General features: G+C 61.7%; 16 protein-coding genes and 1 pseudogene. 11 read left to right on the top strand and 6 right to left on the bottom strand.

The window, feature by feature from the left end; translation table 11 throughout:
- The first annotated feature begins 27 nt into the window (after positions 1 to 27).
- Both ACFSOZ_RS01360 and ACFSOZ_RS01365 read left to right on the top strand, forming a co-directional pair.
- A complete protein-coding gene (locus ACFSOZ_RS01360; RefSeq protein WP_379093808.1) occupies positions 28 to 948 on the top strand; it encodes a 2-hydroxyacid dehydrogenase in 921 nt (306 codons plus the stop codon).
- 15 nt (positions 949 to 963) lie between these two features.
- The gene (locus ACFSOZ_RS01365; RefSeq protein ID WP_379092625.1) at positions 964 to 1,956 is read left to right on the top strand and encodes an L-idonate 5-dehydrogenase; all 993 of its coding nucleotides are present in this window, start codon (positions 964 to 966) and stop codon (positions 1,954 to 1,956) included.
- Here the strand turns inward: ACFSOZ_RS01365 and ACFSOZ_RS01370 are convergent.
- Both ACFSOZ_RS01370 and ACFSOZ_RS01375 read right to left on the bottom strand, forming a co-directional pair.
- Positions 1,953 to 2,372, bottom strand: coding sequence for a GlcG/HbpS family heme-binding protein (locus ACFSOZ_RS01370; RefSeq protein WP_379093811.1), 420 nt, complete (start codon positions 2,370 to 2,372; stop codon positions 1,953 to 1,955). The two genes, ACFSOZ_RS01365 and ACFSOZ_RS01370, sit on opposite strands and share 4 nt — an antisense overlap.
- Before the next feature lie 36 nt (positions 2,373 to 2,408).
- Complete coding sequence (locus ACFSOZ_RS01375) at positions 2,409 to 3,449, bottom strand: LacI family DNA-binding transcriptional regulator (protein WP_379092628.1); 1,041 nt, start codon at positions 3,447 to 3,449, stop codon at positions 2,409 to 2,411.
- A gap of 413 nt (positions 3,450 to 3,862) precedes the next feature.
- Here ACFSOZ_RS01375 and ACFSOZ_RS01380 point away from each other — a divergent pair.
- From ACFSOZ_RS01380 to ACFSOZ_RS01405, 6 genes and pseudogenes are all read left to right on the top strand, one after another.
- Positions 3,863 to 4,773 (top strand): annotated as a pseudogene (locus ACFSOZ_RS01380) (zinc-dependent alcohol dehydrogenase).
- Between the two features lie 260 nt (positions 4,774 to 5,033).
- Positions 5,034 to 5,465, top strand: coding sequence for a potassium channel family protein (locus ACFSOZ_RS01385; protein WP_379092631.1), 432 nt, complete (start codon positions 5,034 to 5,036; stop codon positions 5,463 to 5,465).
- A 239-nt stretch (positions 5,466 to 5,704) separates the two neighbouring features.
- Positions 5,705 to 5,959, top strand: coding sequence for a biotin/lipoyl-containing protein (locus ACFSOZ_RS01390; protein ID WP_379092634.1), 255 nt, complete (start codon positions 5,705 to 5,707; stop codon positions 5,957 to 5,959).
- A gap of 92 nt (positions 5,960 to 6,051) precedes the next feature.
- A complete protein-coding gene (locus ACFSOZ_RS01395) occupies positions 6,052 to 6,498 on the top strand; it encodes a pyridoxamine 5'-phosphate oxidase family protein (RefSeq protein ID WP_379092636.1) in 447 nt (148 codons plus the stop codon).
- 129 nt (positions 6,499 to 6,627) lie between these two features.
- Positions 6,628 to 6,960 carry a YbbN family protein gene (locus tag ACFSOZ_RS01400; RefSeq protein ID WP_379092639.1) on the top strand — a complete coding sequence of 111 codons (333 nt, stop codon included), beginning with the start codon at positions 6,628 to 6,630 and terminating at the stop codon, positions 6,958 to 6,960.
- 14 nt (positions 6,961 to 6,974) lie between these two features.
- Entirely contained in the window at positions 6,975 to 8,225 is a 1,251-nt protein-coding gene (locus tag ACFSOZ_RS01405) for an MgtC/SapB family protein (protein ID WP_379092642.1), read from the top strand.
- A 51-nt stretch (positions 8,226 to 8,276) separates the two neighbouring features.
- On the opposite strand, the gene ACFSOZ_RS01410 is transcribed toward ACFSOZ_RS01405, so the two are convergent.
- The 4 genes from ACFSOZ_RS01410 to ACFSOZ_RS01425 all read right to left on the bottom strand — a co-directional run bounded on the left by ACFSOZ_RS01410 (position 8,277) and on the right by ACFSOZ_RS01425 (position 11,671).
- Entirely contained in the window at positions 8,277 to 8,924 is a 648-nt protein-coding gene (locus tag ACFSOZ_RS01410; RefSeq protein WP_379092646.1) for a helix-turn-helix domain-containing protein, read from the bottom strand.
- A 139-nt stretch (positions 8,925 to 9,063) separates the two neighbouring features.
- Complete coding sequence (locus ACFSOZ_RS01415) at positions 9,064 to 9,423, bottom strand: response regulator transcription factor (RefSeq protein ID WP_379092649.1); 360 nt, start codon at positions 9,421 to 9,423, stop codon at positions 9,064 to 9,066.
- A gap of 120 nt (positions 9,424 to 9,543) precedes the next feature.
- On the bottom strand, positions 9,544 to 10,164 hold the full coding sequence (gene fixJ, locus ACFSOZ_RS01420; protein WP_379092652.1) for a response regulator FixJ: 621 nt from the start codon (positions 10,162 to 10,164) through the stop codon (positions 9,544 to 9,546).
- Positions 10,151 to 11,671, bottom strand: coding sequence for a PAS domain S-box protein (locus ACFSOZ_RS01425; RefSeq protein WP_379092655.1), 1,521 nt, complete (start codon positions 11,669 to 11,671; stop codon positions 10,151 to 10,153). Before ACFSOZ_RS01425 ends, fixJ begins: the two co-directional genes overlap by 14 nt.
- Before the next feature lie 148 nt (positions 11,672 to 11,819).
- Here ACFSOZ_RS01425 and ACFSOZ_RS01430 point away from each other — a divergent pair, with 148 nt between their 5' ends.
- From ACFSOZ_RS01430 to nirK, 3 genes are all read left to right on the top strand, one after another.
- A complete protein-coding gene (locus ACFSOZ_RS01430; protein WP_379092658.1) occupies positions 11,820 to 12,644 on the top strand; it encodes an IS5 family transposase in 825 nt (274 codons plus the stop codon).
- A 246-nt stretch (positions 12,645 to 12,890) separates the two neighbouring features.
- The gene (locus tag ACFSOZ_RS01435; RefSeq protein ID WP_379092661.1) at positions 12,891 to 13,313 is read left to right on the top strand and encodes a pseudoazurin; all 423 of its coding nucleotides are present in this window, start codon (positions 12,891 to 12,893) and stop codon (positions 13,311 to 13,313) included.
- A 242-nt stretch (positions 13,314 to 13,555) separates the two neighbouring features.
- Positions 13,556 to 14,659, top strand: a complete 1,104-nt coding sequence (gene nirK / locus ACFSOZ_RS01440) for a copper-containing nitrite reductase (protein ID WP_379092663.1) — start codon at positions 13,556 to 13,558, stop codon at positions 14,657 to 14,659.
- Positions 14,660 to 14,668: the final 9 nt, after the last annotated feature.

A 14,668-nucleotide genomic window follows, 5' to 3' on the forward strand; every position in this document is an offset into this window, starting at 1 on the left:
GGAGACGACGCAGTGACCGACATATTGATGACCGGCCCCTATCCAGATTGGGACATGGCGGACCTCGAGGGCAAGTATCGCGTCCACAAGCTGTGGCAGGCCGAGGACAAGGACGCGCTAGTCGCCCGTCATTCCGGGGCCATCCGGGCCATCGCGACACGCGGCGAGCTAGGCGCCAGCGCCGCCCTGATGGCGAAGCTGCCGAAGCTCGAAATCGTTTCCTGCTACGGCATGGGCACCGACGCCATCGACCTTGCCTACGCGAGAGCGAATGGTATCCGCGTCACCAACACGCCGGACGTGCTGACCGAGGATGTGGCCGATATCGGCATCGGCCTGCTGCTCGCCGTGGCGCGCGAGATTCCGCAGGCCGACGCCTATGTGCGCGCCGGAAACTGGCGCAAGGCCAACATGCCATTGGTCACGCGCGTCTACGGAAAAAGGCTCGGCATTGTCGGCATGGGCCGCATCGGCAAGGCGGTGGCCCGGCGTGCGGCTGCCTTCGACTGCGAGATCGCCTATTTCGGCACCCGCAAACACGACGACCTGCCTTACGACTTCGTGGGCGATCTGGTCGATCTGGCACGTGGGAGCGAGTTCCTGATCGTGACGCTGGCCGGCGGCGAAGGGACGAAGAACATCGTCAACACAGAGGTTCTGGCAGCGCTCGGGCCGGACGGCATCCTGATCAACATCTCGCGTGGCAGTACCGTCGACGAGACCGCGCTGCTCGCTGCACTGGAATCCGGTGCGATCAAGGGCGCCGGGCTCGACGTGTTCTGGAACGAGCCGAGGATTGACGAGCGCTTCGCGAAGCTTTCCAACGTAGTGCTGCAGCCGCATCATGGCAGCGGCACCGTGGAAACCCGCAAGGCCATGGGTCAGTTGGTTCGCGACAATCTCGCCGCCCATTTCGGCGGGCAGGCCTTGCTGACACCGGTCGCCTGAGAAAGGATCACCTTCATGAAGTCGATCGTCATTCACGCGGCCAAGGACCTTCGGATCGAAGAGACAGATCCGGGTGTTCTTGGCGACGGGCAGGTCGAGATCGCCGTCGAAGCCGGCGGCATCTGCGGTTCGGACCTGCATTACTATAACCATGGCGGCTTCGGCGCGATCCGCCTTCGCGAACCGATGATCCTTGGCCACGAGGTTGCCGGTACAGTCAAAGCCATGGGTGGCGGCGTTTCCGCTCTCGCCATCGGCGACCGCGTCGCGATCTCGCCCAGCCGGCCCTGCAATGCCTGCCGCTATTGCCTGCAAGGCATGCAGAACCAGTGTCTCAACATGCGCTTCTACGGCAGCGCCATGCCGATGCCGCATATACAAGGGGCGTTCCGCCAGCGCCTGATCGCAGAGGCGTGGCAATGTCACAAAATCGCCGACCATGTTTCCATCAACGAGGCCGCTTTTGCGGAGCCCCTCGCGGTTACGCTGCATGCGATGAACCGCGCCGGCTCGCTGCTCGGAAAACGCGTTCTGGTCACCGGCTGCGGGCCGATCGGCGCGCTTTGCATCCTGGCCGCGCGAGCCCACGGCGCGCGCGAAATCGTCGCCACCGATGTCATGGACGGCGTGCTGACAAAGGCTGAGGAGATCGGCGCCGACCGTACGATCAATGTCGCGACCAATGGCGAAAAGCTCGCCGCCTACAATGTCGACAAGGGCAGTTTCGATGTGATGTTCGAGGCCTCCGGCAACGAGCGCGCCGTGCGTGCGGGGCTCGATGTGCTGAAGCCGCGCGGCGTGCTCATGCAGCTCGGTCTCGGCGGCGATCTGTCGATCCCGCAGAACCTCATCGTCGCCAAGGAGATCGAGATGCGCGGTACTTTCCGTTTCCACGAGGAGTTCGCGCTCGCCGTCGATCTGATCAACCAGCGCCGGGTGGATGTCAAACCGCTGCTGACTGGCATCTATCCCCTCGACGAGGCGGTTGCGTCGGGGGCACATGCTTAGACCACGTCGGCGCCGATCGCCGTCAAAGCGGCGCGTGCCACGTCGAAATCCTGCTCACCGGTTCCCGAACCGACACCGATGCCGCCCGCCAGGCGGCCACCGAAGCGGATCGGCAGGCCGCCAGGCAAATTGGTCACGGCGCCCTGTGAGGCTATCCCGGCGGAGAGTGCCGCTTCGAACGCCATGCCGCCGGTGGCTGCGTTGATCGACGCCGCCGTGCGCGCCTTTGCCTGCGCCGTGCGCAGGCTCAGGAACCGTGCGCCGTCCATGCGCAGGCTGGCGAGGGTCTCGCCGCTTGCATCGACGACCACAAGACATTGCGGCACACCCATCGTGACGGCGCGTGCGGCTCCGGCAGCCACGGCTTTCAACGCGCCGTCATGCGTGAGGCTGATGGTCTCTCGAAACATCACAATAGGACCTGCCCTTCACTTGAAATTTTCTGCAGGAGCTCAGGTGCTTTCGCGCTCGACGACGCGATAACCGGTCAAGATGATTTCCTGTTCGTGCTTCTTCTCGCCGCCGCGGATGATCTGGATAAGCCTGCGGGCAGCCTGTCGCCCGATGCCAAAGCAGTCCACGTTCACGGTGGTGATGCCGGGGTGGCAGAAGGCGGCAACCTCATAGTCGCCAAAGCCGGCAATGGCGATGTCCTGCGGGACCCGCAGTCCACGACGCTTGCATTCCATCAGCGCGCCAAAGGCCGAGAGATCGGAAACGCAGAGCACGGCCTCGGTGTCCGGCCAACGTTCCAGCATGCTGATAACCGCCTGGCCACCTTGTTCGATGGAGATCGGCGGCACGCCGAAGGAGACGAGCCGGCCGGTCGGCAGGCCGAGTTCCTCGATGGCTCGGACGAAGCCTTCGCGCCGCTGGCTGCCACGCGTGTCGCGCGAGGTCGTGCCACCGATGTATCCGAATTTTCGGTAGCCTTTCCTGGCCAGCGTCTTGACGAGAAGCCCCATCGCCTCTTCGTTGGAGAATCCGACCACCTGGTCGATGGGTTTCGCCGGCAACTCCCAGGTCTCGACTACCGGGATGCCCGCGTTTTCAAGAAGCCGGCGGGCGCGCTCCGTATGGGCGCCGCCGGTCAGAATGATGCCTTCAGGCCGTCGACGGAGCATCGCTTCGATCAGCTTTTCCTCCTTCTCGACCGTGTAGTCGGTGTAGCCGAGCAGAAGCTGGAGCCCCGTGCTCTCCAGTTCATCCGTAATACCGCGCGCCGTGTCGGCGAAGTTGGAATTGTTGAGCGATGGAACCATCGCAGCAACAAATCCAGTCTTGCGCGAGGACAGGCTGCCTGCCGACTGGTCGAGCACGTAGCCGAGGTCGTTGACCGCGACCATGATCCTTTCCCGAGTGGCCTTCGACACCCGGCTGCCTTCCTTCAAGGCTCGCGAGACTGTCATGGTCGACACACCCGCCCGCAGCGCCACGTCGACCATCGTCGGCGCGTGGCTCTCGCCCGGTCTCGATGAGGCTGCCTTCGCCATCACGCCCCTTTACCGGCTGTCCGTGTCGGTCTGCTCATGGCAAACATCAAATCTGGCGTCCGGCATCGCTTATGAAACACCCATCGGAATCAGAATAGATATGTTATCGATACCACGCAGGCGTGACAATAGCCAAGACGAGAAGTCCCGTGTCCGCTCGTGTGGGAAAAACTTGTTTACGCGGTCTCTGTTCGACAAGAACCGATGTAACCAGATTTGAAGCAGCCACGAGGCAGGGTGCGCTGAAGAAGCCTAACCTCGGCCGTGATCGAACCAACCTCCGGTAGGACCGGGAACATCCAAAGCCATGGGAGACCTGAGCTTTACGCCTGCCCCGATACGCTCATTGATCTCGGTCAAAGCACCTATTGACCCAATGCTTAGTCTGCGTTCATCGACAAAGGAGTTGGATCATGGTCAAGACGATGAAGGCTGCCGTCGTACGGGCATTCGGCAAGCCGCTTACGATCGAGGATGTGCCAGTGCCCCTGCCGGGGCCAGGTGAGTTGCTCGTCAAGGTCATCGCCTGCGGTGTTTGCCATACGGACCTGCATGCCGCCTCCGGCGACTGGCCAGTGAAGCCTGTACCACCCTTCATCCCTGGCCATGAAGTGGCGGGCGTCGTTGCCGCACTCGGGCCGGGCGTGACCGGTTTCAAGGAGGGCGATCCGGTCGGCGTAGCCTGGCTGCACGACGCCTGCCTGAGCTGCGAATACTGCGAGACCGGTTGGGAGACGCTGTGTGAGCATCAGCACGATACCGGCTATAGCTGCGATGGCGGCTTCGCCGAATATGTTTGGCGATCCAGTATGCCAAGGCGATGGGCTTCAACGTCGTGGCGCTCGACGTCACACCGGAGAAGCTCGCTTTGGCGCGTACGATCGGAGCGGACGTGGCCATCAATGCCCGCTCACCGGACGCAGTGGCCGACGTCCTCAAGGCGACCGGCGGCGGCGCCCACGGCATTCTGGTGACGGCCGTCTCGCCACCGGCCTTCTCCCAGGCGATACACATGGTGCGCCGCAAGGGTACGGTCGCCCTTGTCGGTCTTCCGGCGGGAGAATTCCCGACTCCGATCTTCGATGTCGTGCTGAAGCGCATTACCTTGCGCGGATCTATCGTCGGTACACGACGCGATCTTGACGAGGCCATTGCCTTCGCGGCCGAGGGCAAGGTGCGGGCCGAGATCACCAAGGCGCCGTTGAGCGACATCAACGCGGTCCTCGCGCGGCTCAAGGCGGGCAAGATCGACGGCCGCGTGGTTCTGGACCTCACCGCGCCGATAGAGACCAGCTTGAGGAAGACCGAAGCCGCATATGCCTAGGTCAATCCGGTGGCCGCGCCTCTCGGCCACCTTTGCCTGACGAGCCCCTCGGTGAGTGGAATGGATACTCCGGGATCATGCGCGTATTTGTTCTAAACGTCCGCGCCACACCACCGGCGCGGACGATCTCGTCCGGATCCTCGTTGGCCAGGGAAAAGTGCCGATCGAGCAGGTCCTTCAAGCCCGCCACGGTAGGTCGCCGGCACCAGGATTGATCTCGCACAAGGACCAGGGCTCTCCTGAGTCGCTAGGGTGCGCGCATGATCCTCAACCTGCTCATCGGCACCATCGTCATCAGCCTGACGGTCCTCATCCACACGTTTGGCCTGATCGCCGTTACCCATGCGATGGGATACCTTGTGGCACGGTTTCGCATGCACGGGCGTCACAGCCGCACGGTCGCAATGATCAGCGTGGTGATGGGCCTCTTCGCCGTCATGACCACCGAGATATGGCTCTGGGCCGGGGTGTACCGGCTGCTTGATATCTTCGGCGACTTCGAGACCGCCCTGTACTTTTCGACGATTACCTTTTCAACGGTCGGCTATGGCGACGTCGTACCCGATCACGCATGGCGCGTGCTGGCGGCACTGGAGGGCGTGAACGGATTCCTGCTCATTGGCTGGTCGACCGCCTACCTGATCGCTGCGGGAACCCGAATCGGCCCGTTCAAGGCTGGAGAGCATTTCTGATTGAGGTTGACACCCATCCGAATGCCTGATCTCGCCGACCGCGAGATGCAAGCTCGGTTTTCGGATCGAGCCTGATGCCGGTTCGTCAAGGGCGGGGAGCTCGGCTCCGAATCCCGTTCGACATCTACACCCTGACAGGCATACACGTCGCCGCCAGCGAACGCGAAGCGACTCCTTGATCGTGATCAAAGATTGCCTTGGTGAGTGGACTATGATTCCCACTTCAAAGGAGAGCCACGATGCAGAACATCAAGGTCGATGAAGCACTATGGGCATCCAGCATGTTGCCGGAGGGCATTGTAGAACGATGGTTCATCTCCAGCGGTGCCACGATCAAGGTTGGCGAGCGGATAGCCGAAGTTCGAATTGAAGACGCACTGCACGAGATCATCGCGCCAGCAAACGGGCGCGCAACGATTGTCGCGGCAGTCAACGCCGTCATCGAACCCGGTTCGGTGCTCGCAACATTGGATGGCACGCTGCGGCCTGGCTGACGACGCTCGACCGGGATAGCGCCCCTACCTGAACAGCGTTCCCTAAGCCTTAAAACGGCAAAGAATCGACGCAGAACAGAGAAGATTGCACGATGCTGATCCGCACACTCTCCGTCCTGGAATGCACCAAAATACTAACGGCCAATCGAGTGGCCCGCCTGGCATGCGCCAAGGACGGACAGCCGTATGTGGTTCCGGTGCACTATGCGTACGCCGACAGTCATCTCTACGCGTTTTCCATGCCGGGCAAGAAGATCGACTGGATGCGCGCCAACCCACGTGTGTCTGTCCAGGTCGACGAACGCGGCGAAGGACGGGGCTGGAAAAGCGTGGTTGTCGATGGCCGCTATGAGGAACTGCCTGACCGGATAGGCCACAAGCTCGAGCGCGACCATGCCTGGACGTTGCTGAGCAAGCATGCCGACTGGTGGGAGCCCGGCGCCCTCAAGCCGGTGACGCCTCCGGTGTCAGATAGCACGCCGCACCTATTCTTCCGGATCCTCGTCGAGCAGGTGTCCGGCCGGGAAGCAAGTGAGTAGGCCGCTTTCGACCGCTCTATGCATCGCGGGGAATGTTGGCAAACGACGGGTTTGGCAAACTGGAGGTGCCCGCAGCGACGCAGCGGCTATCCTCAACGCGTTGCGCGCACTTGGTGATGGACATCTCGGATGCGCATGAATGATGATGTCGATGAGCGGGGTGGACAGCATCATGGCGCAGCAGAATCTGGTGGTTTGCAACAAATGCGGTGGAGTCAACCGCCTGCCGCCGGCTCGCAATGCCATGGAGGCGAAATGTGGAGCGACGTCGATGTCGCGACGTTCGATCATCAGACCGCGCGCAGCAGCCTGCCCGTTGTCGTCGATGTCTGGCTTGGCATTCGCAGCATCCCTGCCATGATCCTCTTCGGCCGGCGCGAAGTCGCGCGCACATCAGGCGCAATGACGGCAGGCCTGATCGCCAGGTGGGTTCGCGTCCGCCTGCCGACGGTCGCCGACTGAAAGTCGCCGCGCCAATGGACCCACTCATCGCCCGGCTCGGACTGGCCCTCGCAATAGGCCTGCTCGTCGGTTTGGAGCGTGGCTGGCAAGAGCGGGATGCACCTGATCGCAGCCGAACGGCCGGCATTCGGACATTCGGTATATCCGGCCTGCTCGGCGGCGTTCTCGCGGCACTGGCCAACGCGCTCAGCGCAGTATCCGTGCTGGTCGGTGGATTTGTCGCCTTTGCGGCAATCTTCGCGTGGTACAAGGCGCGCGAAGCGGTCCATGACGAGGATTTCAGCGTTACGAGCGTGATAGCGGGCCTTGGCGTGTTCGCGCTCGGTGCGCTCTCGGTCGCCGGTGATTACCAGGCCGCGGCTGCCGGAGGGGCAGCACTCGCGGCGGTCCTTGCCAGTCGCGAGATCCTGCACGGCCTCCTGAAGCGACTGACCTGGATTGAGCTTCGTTCGGCGTTGATCCTGGCAGTGATGACCGCGATCGTACTGCCCCTGCTGCCAAACCGGACGATGGATCCATGGGGCGGTTTCAATCCGTGGGAGGTCTGGTTCCTAACGGTGCTGATGGCCTCCATATCCTTCGCCGGCTATATCGCCGTTCGTGTCCTGGGAAACGCGCGCGGTTTGCTCGTCAGTTCGCTTGCTGGTGCAATCGTCTCCTCCACCGCCGTAACCGTTGCACTGGCTCGCAACGCCGCCTCGGCAAGCAATCCACTGCCACTCGCAGGCGCGGCATCACTGGCTGCGATGGTTTCGGTGGTACGCGTTTGCGCGGTGGTTCTGATCATCGAGCCAAGCGTCTTCGCTTCGATCGGCATTCCGGCAATTGCCGCGGCGCTCTCCTTCGCCGCTTTCGGAGCGTTGCTGCTAGCTCGGGATAGCGGGGATCGCGAAGCCGGCGCGATCGCGCGCAATCCGTTCGAGCTGGGCCCGCTGCTGCTCTTCGCCCTGCTGTTTGCCGTCGTGGCCACCGCGAGTGCTGGGCTGGCTGCGCAATTCGGCGGCCGCGGCTTGCTGGCCAGTTCGATGCTCGCCGGCGCATTCGATGTCGATGTCTCGGTGCTTGGCGCGCTGCGCCTGGTCAAGCATGCGGTGCCCGTCGAGACCGTGGGTCAGGCGGTGCTCGCGGCGCTGGCAGCAAACGCGATCGGCCGCCTGTCACTCGCAGTATTTGCCGGTCCGGCCAGGTTCTGGTTGCCTCTGGCCGGCACAACCCTGATCGCCGCGACCGCGGGTACCTGCGCCTTGCTGCTACCGCGCCTCTGAAAGAAGAGTCTTCCTTGATGCGAATGGAGGCCCGCGCCTACGGCCGCGCTATTACTCGCACAGGGAGCGGAGCGTTTCAGGCTTGCGGATTTCCAGGGTACGAAGTCCGTGAAACTTGAGCACACCCTTGTCGCGCAATCTCGATAGCACTCGCGATACAGTCTCGATGGTGAGGCCGAGGTAGTCGCCGATATCCTGGCGGGACATCGGCAGCTCGATCTGAGCGAGTTCTCCCTGGCGATCAGCCATGTCGATCAGGAAGGCGGCGATGCGTTCGATCGCTGTCTGCCGGCCGACCACCAGCAAATGTTCCTGGGCCCTCACCATGCAGCGAAGAGCAAGCGGCAGCAGTTCGCGCGATCTGTCCAGGCCAGCCACCGGCCGGAATGTCCGCAGCCCTGTCGTAACGATGGCCTCGGCAAAGAAATGGTGGGCAAGATCGGCTTCAAATCCAAATGTCTCTCCGGCCAGATGGAACGCCGTAATCTGCCTGCGTCCGTCGGCGAGGAGCCGGTAAATGCGGACCGCGCCGAACTCGATCTGGTAGTGGGAAGCGACCTTTTCGCCTTGCGCGTAGATCTCCGAGCCTGCATGGAAGAACGAGAGCGGCACCGGCCGGCCATCTTTCGACACGTCTGGCTGCTGGGCCACGCCGTTCAGGATCTCGAAGGGCGTCCGAATGTTGACGATCGCGTTCATGGCTGTTTCCCAGATTTCGGTGAAACAGCAATCGCGCAGAATGCCGGCCTGCGAAATTCGGTTATGTCCTAAGGGGTTTTACTTAGAGCATGATCCCGAAAAGTGGAATCCGGTTTTCGGAAAAGATCATGCTCAAACACTAGTCCGCGAGGAGATGGCGGGCTGAAAACGCCTGCACCATGTCTATCAGGTCATTCCCCTCGACCGGTTTGGTGACGACCGCGAACCCTTCGGTGCCAGCGGATGGATCAATACCTTCCACAAGCAGAATCACCCGCCCGGCGAAACGGGCGAGCGGCTGGCGTCCGGCAGGACTGAGCCGGATTGCGCTTTCATCGACGATGACGCAGGCAGCGGCATTTGCCGCGGGCGAAGCCTCGACTGTCGAAAGCAACGCATGCGATTCGACCGGGAAGCCTTCGACCTCGAGCGCGAACTCGAGCGAGCGCCTGAGCCCGGGGTCGGGTGCCACGACTAGGATGGTTTTGGCGGCGGGCAAGGATCACGGCTTCCGGATTTGCCAGCGAGGTCATCCCGCCAGTCATTTCACAACAAGCGGCAATCTGGCGCTTCACGCCTTGCGCCAGATCAATCCTTGTGAAATCGGGCCGAGGGGGAATCAGGCTGGACCGAAACCGGCGGCCAATGCCATCCGGACAAGCTGCGGCAGGCTTTTTGCCTGCATCTTGGCCATCACGCTGGCGCGGTGCACCTCGACGGTGCGTGGACTGATGTTGAGATCATAGGCGATCGACTTGTTCGGCAATCCAGCCACCACACCAGAGAGAACCTGGCGTTCGCGGTCGCTCAATCGCCCGAGCCTTGTCTCGATCGAAGCGACATCGTCGAGTTCTGACGGTTTGTCGACAAGTTGTTCGGCCGCACGCTCGATCGCTTCAATAAGGACAACGTCCTCGAACGGCTTTTCGATGAAATCCGTGGCGCCGGCCTTCATCGCCTCAACCGCCATGGGGACATCGGCGTGACCGGTGATGACAACGGCCGGCAGCGACGCATTTGCTTTCACGAGATTTCGCAAAAGCTCCACCCCGGTCATGTCAGGCATGCGCAGGTCGGTCACCAGAACGCCGTTTCTTATGCCCGATGCCGCAGCCAGAAAGTCGGTTGCGCTGTCGTGCATCTTGACCGCGAATCCGGACATCGTGAGCAGAAAAGCCAACGACTTCCTGACCGGTTCCTCGTCATCGACGATGTGAACGATGTAGTCACCCGTCTCCATGCGCGTCCTCTTCCTTGAATGTGGGGAGCGTGAACCTGAATGTTGCGCCACCGGCGGCGTTCTGGCTCACCGTCAGCATTCCACCGTGAGCCTCGACGATCCGCTTGGAGATAGACAGTCCAACCCCCATGCCTCCGGGCTTTGTCGTCACGAAGGGCTTGAAAAGCTGGGCGGAAATCTCCTCGGAAATACCTGGACCGGTATCTTCGACCACGACAGCGATTTCGCCGCCCTCCGCGGCATGCGTGCGCACAACCAGCTCGCGGCGCGCGCTGTCGCGCATGGCTTCCATGGCATTTCGCATCAAATTGGTCAGCACCTGCTGGATCTGTATGCGGTCGACCATCACGGTTGCCGGTCCCGGCGCGAACTCGAACACTGTCCGCACGCCGCGCTCTCGCGATCCCACCAGCGCCAGGGCCCCTGCCTCCTCCACCAGGCTGCGAATGTTCTCCGGCGCTTTCTCGGTGGCGCCTTTGGTGACGAATTCGCGAAGATGACGGATGATCTGTCCCGCACGCAGCGACTGCCTTGCGGTTTCTTCCAATGCAGCCCTCATCTTTGCCGCCACGGCGTCATCCATGTCGCGCAGCAGGCGGGCGCAGCCTTGAACATAGTTCGCAATCGCGGACAGCGGCTGGTTCAACTCGTGAGCGAGTGTCGAGGCCATTTCGCCAAGCTCGTTGAGGCGGGCTAACCTCGCCAGTTCGCCCTGGATCTCATGCAGACGTGCCGCAGACTCCTCACGCTCCGTAAGGTCTCGGATGAAGCCGGTAAAAAAGGTCTTGCCGCCCGACTTCATCTCGCCGACCGCCAATTTCATCGGAAACGTCGAACCATCCTTGCGTCGTCCGGCAACAACGCGATCGATTCCGATAATCCGTTTCTCCCCGGTGGTCAGGTACCTGTGCATATAGCCATCATGCTCGTGGCGATAAGGCTCCGGCATCAGCAGGCGCACATTCTCTCCGACGACCTCTGCTTCGGCGTAGCCGAACTGCCGCACCGCGGCAGCATTGAACGAAACGATCGTGCCATCCTTTTCGATGACGACGGTCGCGTCGATCACCGTATCAAGAATGGAGCGAAGATGGGCCTCCCTCGTGTCGAGCGCGCTTTCGGCCCGATCAATTACCTTGCTGGCGCGGTGCAGCATTTCGCCCATCCAGGCGATCGCCAGGCCGACAAGGGCGAAGACAATGAGTTCAACCGGATTTTGGGCACGATCTGACTGAAGATTGTCCAGCCAGAACGCTCCACCCAAGGAAAGCGCTACGGACAACAACCCAGGCCAGATGCCGCCAGCGATCGACGCGACGAGGATAGCTGGGGTGAAGAGGGTAAATGTCGCCCGGTCTTCGAGAACTCCCTGCAGCAGAAATCGGAGCAGGACAGCGACCGCCACCATCAAGATGGCCAGCAGATAGCCCTTGCGCCCTTCGAAACGGCGAGACAGCACCGCCTGCAGGAAGCGTCCTTTGATACCGGTAATGTCCCGCGCTGGCATGAAATTTGTTACCGCTGAACTGAAAGGATGCCGCCAAGCTCAGCCAACGTAACTGAACGGCTGTCACTTAGTGTCTGCTCCAAAAAGAAGTGAGTGATTTCAGCGGGTTGTGATTCTGTCGGATTGCTGAGATTCGACGGAGATCATGATGCCCTGGACCGAAACCACTCGCCCTCACTATGAACGGCGCTGCCCGCGCTACGCAAGCGACCTGACGAACGCGGAGTGGGCGCTGATCGAGCCGCTGATGCCGGCGCCGAACCGGATCGGCCGGCCCCGCAAGACGGACCTGCGCGAGGTTGTGAACGCGCTGCTTTACATGGCGTCGTCGGGCGGAGCATGGCGGCTTCTGCCGAAGGACTTCCCACCGTTCTCGACGGTGCAGAAGTACTTCTGGCGCTGGCGGGACGAAGGATTGCTGCGCGCCATCAACAATGAACTCGTCATGGCGGCGCGCGAACGCGAAGGCCGGGAGGCAAGCCCGTCCGCCGGCGTCATCGACAGTCAGAGCGTGAAAACCACCGAAAGCGGCGGCGTTCGTGGCTTCGACGCCGGCAAGAAGATCATGGGCCGCAAGCGGCACATCGTCGTCGACACGCTGGGCCTGCTGGTCGGCGTCGTCGTTCACGCCGCCGACATTCAGGACCGCGACGGCGCCCCGGCCGTCCTGAAATCCATCCTCAAGCGCTGGCCGTGGCTGCGCCATGTCTTCGCCGATGGTGGCTATGCAGGGCCGAAACTGCGGGGCGCCCTGCAAAAGATCGGCAAGTTCACGATGGAGATCATCAAGCGATCGGACAGCGCCAAGGGCTTCGAGATTCTGCCACGCCGATGGGTCGTTGAGCGGACCTTCGCATGGCTGGGTAGGTGCCGTAGGCTGGCAAAGGACTTCGAGCGGTCCATCGAATCCGCACAGGCCTGGGTCCTCATCGCAAACATCCGCATGCTTACCCGACGGCTCGCAAGGGCCTGAAAACACGGCGGTCATTCCGATTCAGACACTTAGCGCATTTTTTTCCGTTCGTTGCCGAACAGAATGAGAAAGAGCGCTCGCTGCGCGAGGCAGGCAAGCCAGAGCTCCTCAGAGGAGCGCCAGATCGCGACGTCATATCCAGATATTTCGTACGCCGGTTTGCGCCAGCGCAAATCGCAACGCCATCCCGTGGAGTAGAAAGCCGCAACGGTTGATGCCGTGCTGAACCTAGGAAAGGACTATTCCATGAAACTGCCCCTGATCGCCGCGGCCATCGCGTTATTTACTCTGGCCGGCGCAGCAAACGCTGAAGAACACGTCGTGCAGATGCTCAACAAGGGCGAGAAGGGTTCGATGGTCTTCCAGCCCGCCTACGTAAAAGCGGCACCCGGAGACACCATCAAGTTCGTGCCCACCGACAAGTCCCACAATGCCGAAACCGTCAAGGGGATGCTGCCGGACGGCGCTGAAGCTTTCAAGGGAAAGCCAAACGAAGGGATAACCGTGACCATGACCCAGGAAGGCGTCTATGGCGTGAAGTGCGCCCCGCATTACGGCATGGGCATGGTGGCACTGATTGTCGTCGGCAAGCCCGTGAACCTCGACGCGGCGGAAGCCGTCAAACAGACCGGCAAGGCCAAAACGGTGTTCGCCGGGCTGTTCGGCTAGGCGACCAAGGCCGCCTCCAACTGACACCTTCATCATAGATACCCTCCGGTTAGCGATCGCCGGAGGGAAACGGCCGGACGGACCACGGGGGAGGTCCAGTCCGGCCTATTTCATTTGGAGCGCTCCGGAACACGAACTCGAAAGTCGCCCGGAAATAAATACTGTTTGCGCCAGCGCAAAGACGATCCCCACAAGCAGGCTATTCTTGGGTCATCAAGTGGTTGACGCACAAGGAGATTGAAATGCTTACGCGACGTGAGGCTCTGTTGGGATCTGTCCTTGCCGCCACCGCGGTGGCAACGGTCGGCGCAATGCCGGCTGTGGCCAACGCGAAGGAAGTGGCCGGACTGCCGCGCGAAAAAGTAAGCCTGGTCGCGCCACCGTTCGTCCACGCTCACGACCAGGTAGCCCAAGGCGGCCCGAAAGTCGTCGAGTTCACGATGACTGTCGAGGAAAAGCCCGTTGTCATCGACGCGGACGGGACGCAGCTCAATGCGATGACTTACAACGGCTCTATCCCCGGCCCGCTGATGGTTGTCCACGAGGGCGACTATCTTGAGCTGACGCTCATCAATCCCGACACCAATACGCTAGCGCACAACATCGACTTCCACGCTGCCACCGGTGCGCTCGGCGGCGGCGAACTGACACTGATCAACCCCGGCGAGCAGGTAACACTGCGCTTCAAGGCAACGCGAACGGGGACGTTCGTCTACCACTGCGCGCCCGGCGGACCGATGATCCCGTGGCACGTCGTATCGGGCATGAGCGGTGCGGTGATGGTGCTGCCGCGTGACGGCCTCAGGGACGACAAGGGCAAACCCGTCCGTTACGACCACATCTACTATATCGGCGAAAACGACTTTTACATCCCTCGCGACGAGCAGGGGAAATTCAAGAAATACGACACGGCCGGCGACAATTTCGATGACACCATGAAGGTCATGCGCGGGTTGATTCCGACCCACGTCGTGTTCAATGGCAAGGCAGGATCGCTGACCCGCGAGAACGCGATGAAGGCGAAGGTCGGCGAGACTGTACTGATCGTCCATTCGCAAGCCAATCGCGATACGCGGCCGCATCTGATCGGTGGCCACGGCGACTATGTCTGGGAACAGGGCAAGTTCGCCAACCCTCCGGCAAAGGACCTGGAAACCTGGTTCATTCGCGGCGGCTCCGCCGGCTCGGCCCTCTATACGTTCCTGCAGCCGGGCATCTACGCCTACGTGAACCATAATCTGATCGAGGCCGTGGAACTCGGCGCGACCGCACATTTTACGGTCGACGGAACCTGGGATGACGACCTGATGAAGCAGGTCGAAGCCCCAAGGGCCATCACGTCGTAGTGACGAGTA

It is taken from the genome of Mesorhizobium newzealandense, from assembly GCF_042682145.1.
GTDB lineage: Bacteria > Pseudomonadota > Alphaproteobacteria > Rhizobiales > Rhizobiaceae > Mesorhizobium > Mesorhizobium newzealandense.

What these genes read in the sequence shown, in the direction of transcription:
- ACFSOZ_RS01410 (WP_379092646.1), bottom strand. Translation starts at nt 8,924, where the DNA reads ATGAACGCGATCGTCAACATTCGGACGCCCTTCGAGATCCTGAACGGC.
- ACFSOZ_RS01430 (WP_379092658.1), top strand. Translation starts at nt 11,820, where the DNA reads ATGCCCTGGACCGAAACCACTCGCCCTCACTATGAACGGCGCTGCCCG.
- ACFSOZ_RS01360 (WP_379093808.1), top strand. Translation starts at nt 28, where the DNA reads ATGACCGGCCCCTATCCAGATTGGGACATGGCGGACCTCGAGGGCAAG.
- ACFSOZ_RS01375 (WP_379092628.1), bottom strand. Translation starts at nt 3,449, where the DNA reads ATGGCGAAGGCAGCCTCATCGAGACCGGGCGAGAGCCACGCGCCGACG.
- ACFSOZ_RS01385 (WP_379092631.1), top strand. Translation starts at nt 5,034, where the DNA reads ATGATCCTCAACCTGCTCATCGGCACCATCGTCATCAGCCTGACGGTC.
- fixJ (WP_379092652.1), bottom strand. Translation starts at nt 10,164, where the DNA reads ATGGAGACGGGTGACTACATCGTTCACATCGTCGATGACGAGGAACCG.
- nirK (WP_379092663.1), top strand. Translation starts at nt 13,556, where the DNA reads ATGCTTACGCGACGTGAGGCTCTGTTGGGATCTGTCCTTGCCGCCACC.
- ACFSOZ_RS01435 (WP_379092661.1), top strand. Translation starts at nt 12,891, where the DNA reads ATGAAACTGCCCCTGATCGCCGCGGCCATCGCGTTATTTACTCTGGCC.
- ACFSOZ_RS01395 (WP_379092636.1), top strand. Translation starts at nt 6,052, where the DNA reads ATGCTGATCCGCACACTCTCCGTCCTGGAATGCACCAAAATACTAACG.
- ACFSOZ_RS01390 (WP_379092634.1), top strand. Translation starts at nt 5,705, where the DNA reads ATGCAGAACATCAAGGTCGATGAAGCACTATGGGCATCCAGCATGTTG.
- ACFSOZ_RS01405 (WP_379092642.1), top strand. Translation starts at nt 6,975, where the DNA reads ATGGACCCACTCATCGCCCGGCTCGGACTGGCCCTCGCAATAGGCCTG.
- ACFSOZ_RS01425 (WP_379092655.1), bottom strand. Translation starts at nt 11,671, where the DNA reads ATGCCAGCGCGGGACATTACCGGTATCAAAGGACGCTTCCTGCAGGCG.
- ACFSOZ_RS01365 (WP_379092625.1), top strand. Translation starts at nt 964, where the DNA reads ATGAAGTCGATCGTCATTCACGCGGCCAAGGACCTTCGGATCGAAGAG.
- ACFSOZ_RS01400 (WP_379092639.1), top strand. Translation starts at nt 6,628, where the DNA reads ATGCGCATGAATGATGATGTCGATGAGCGGGGTGGACAGCATCATGGC.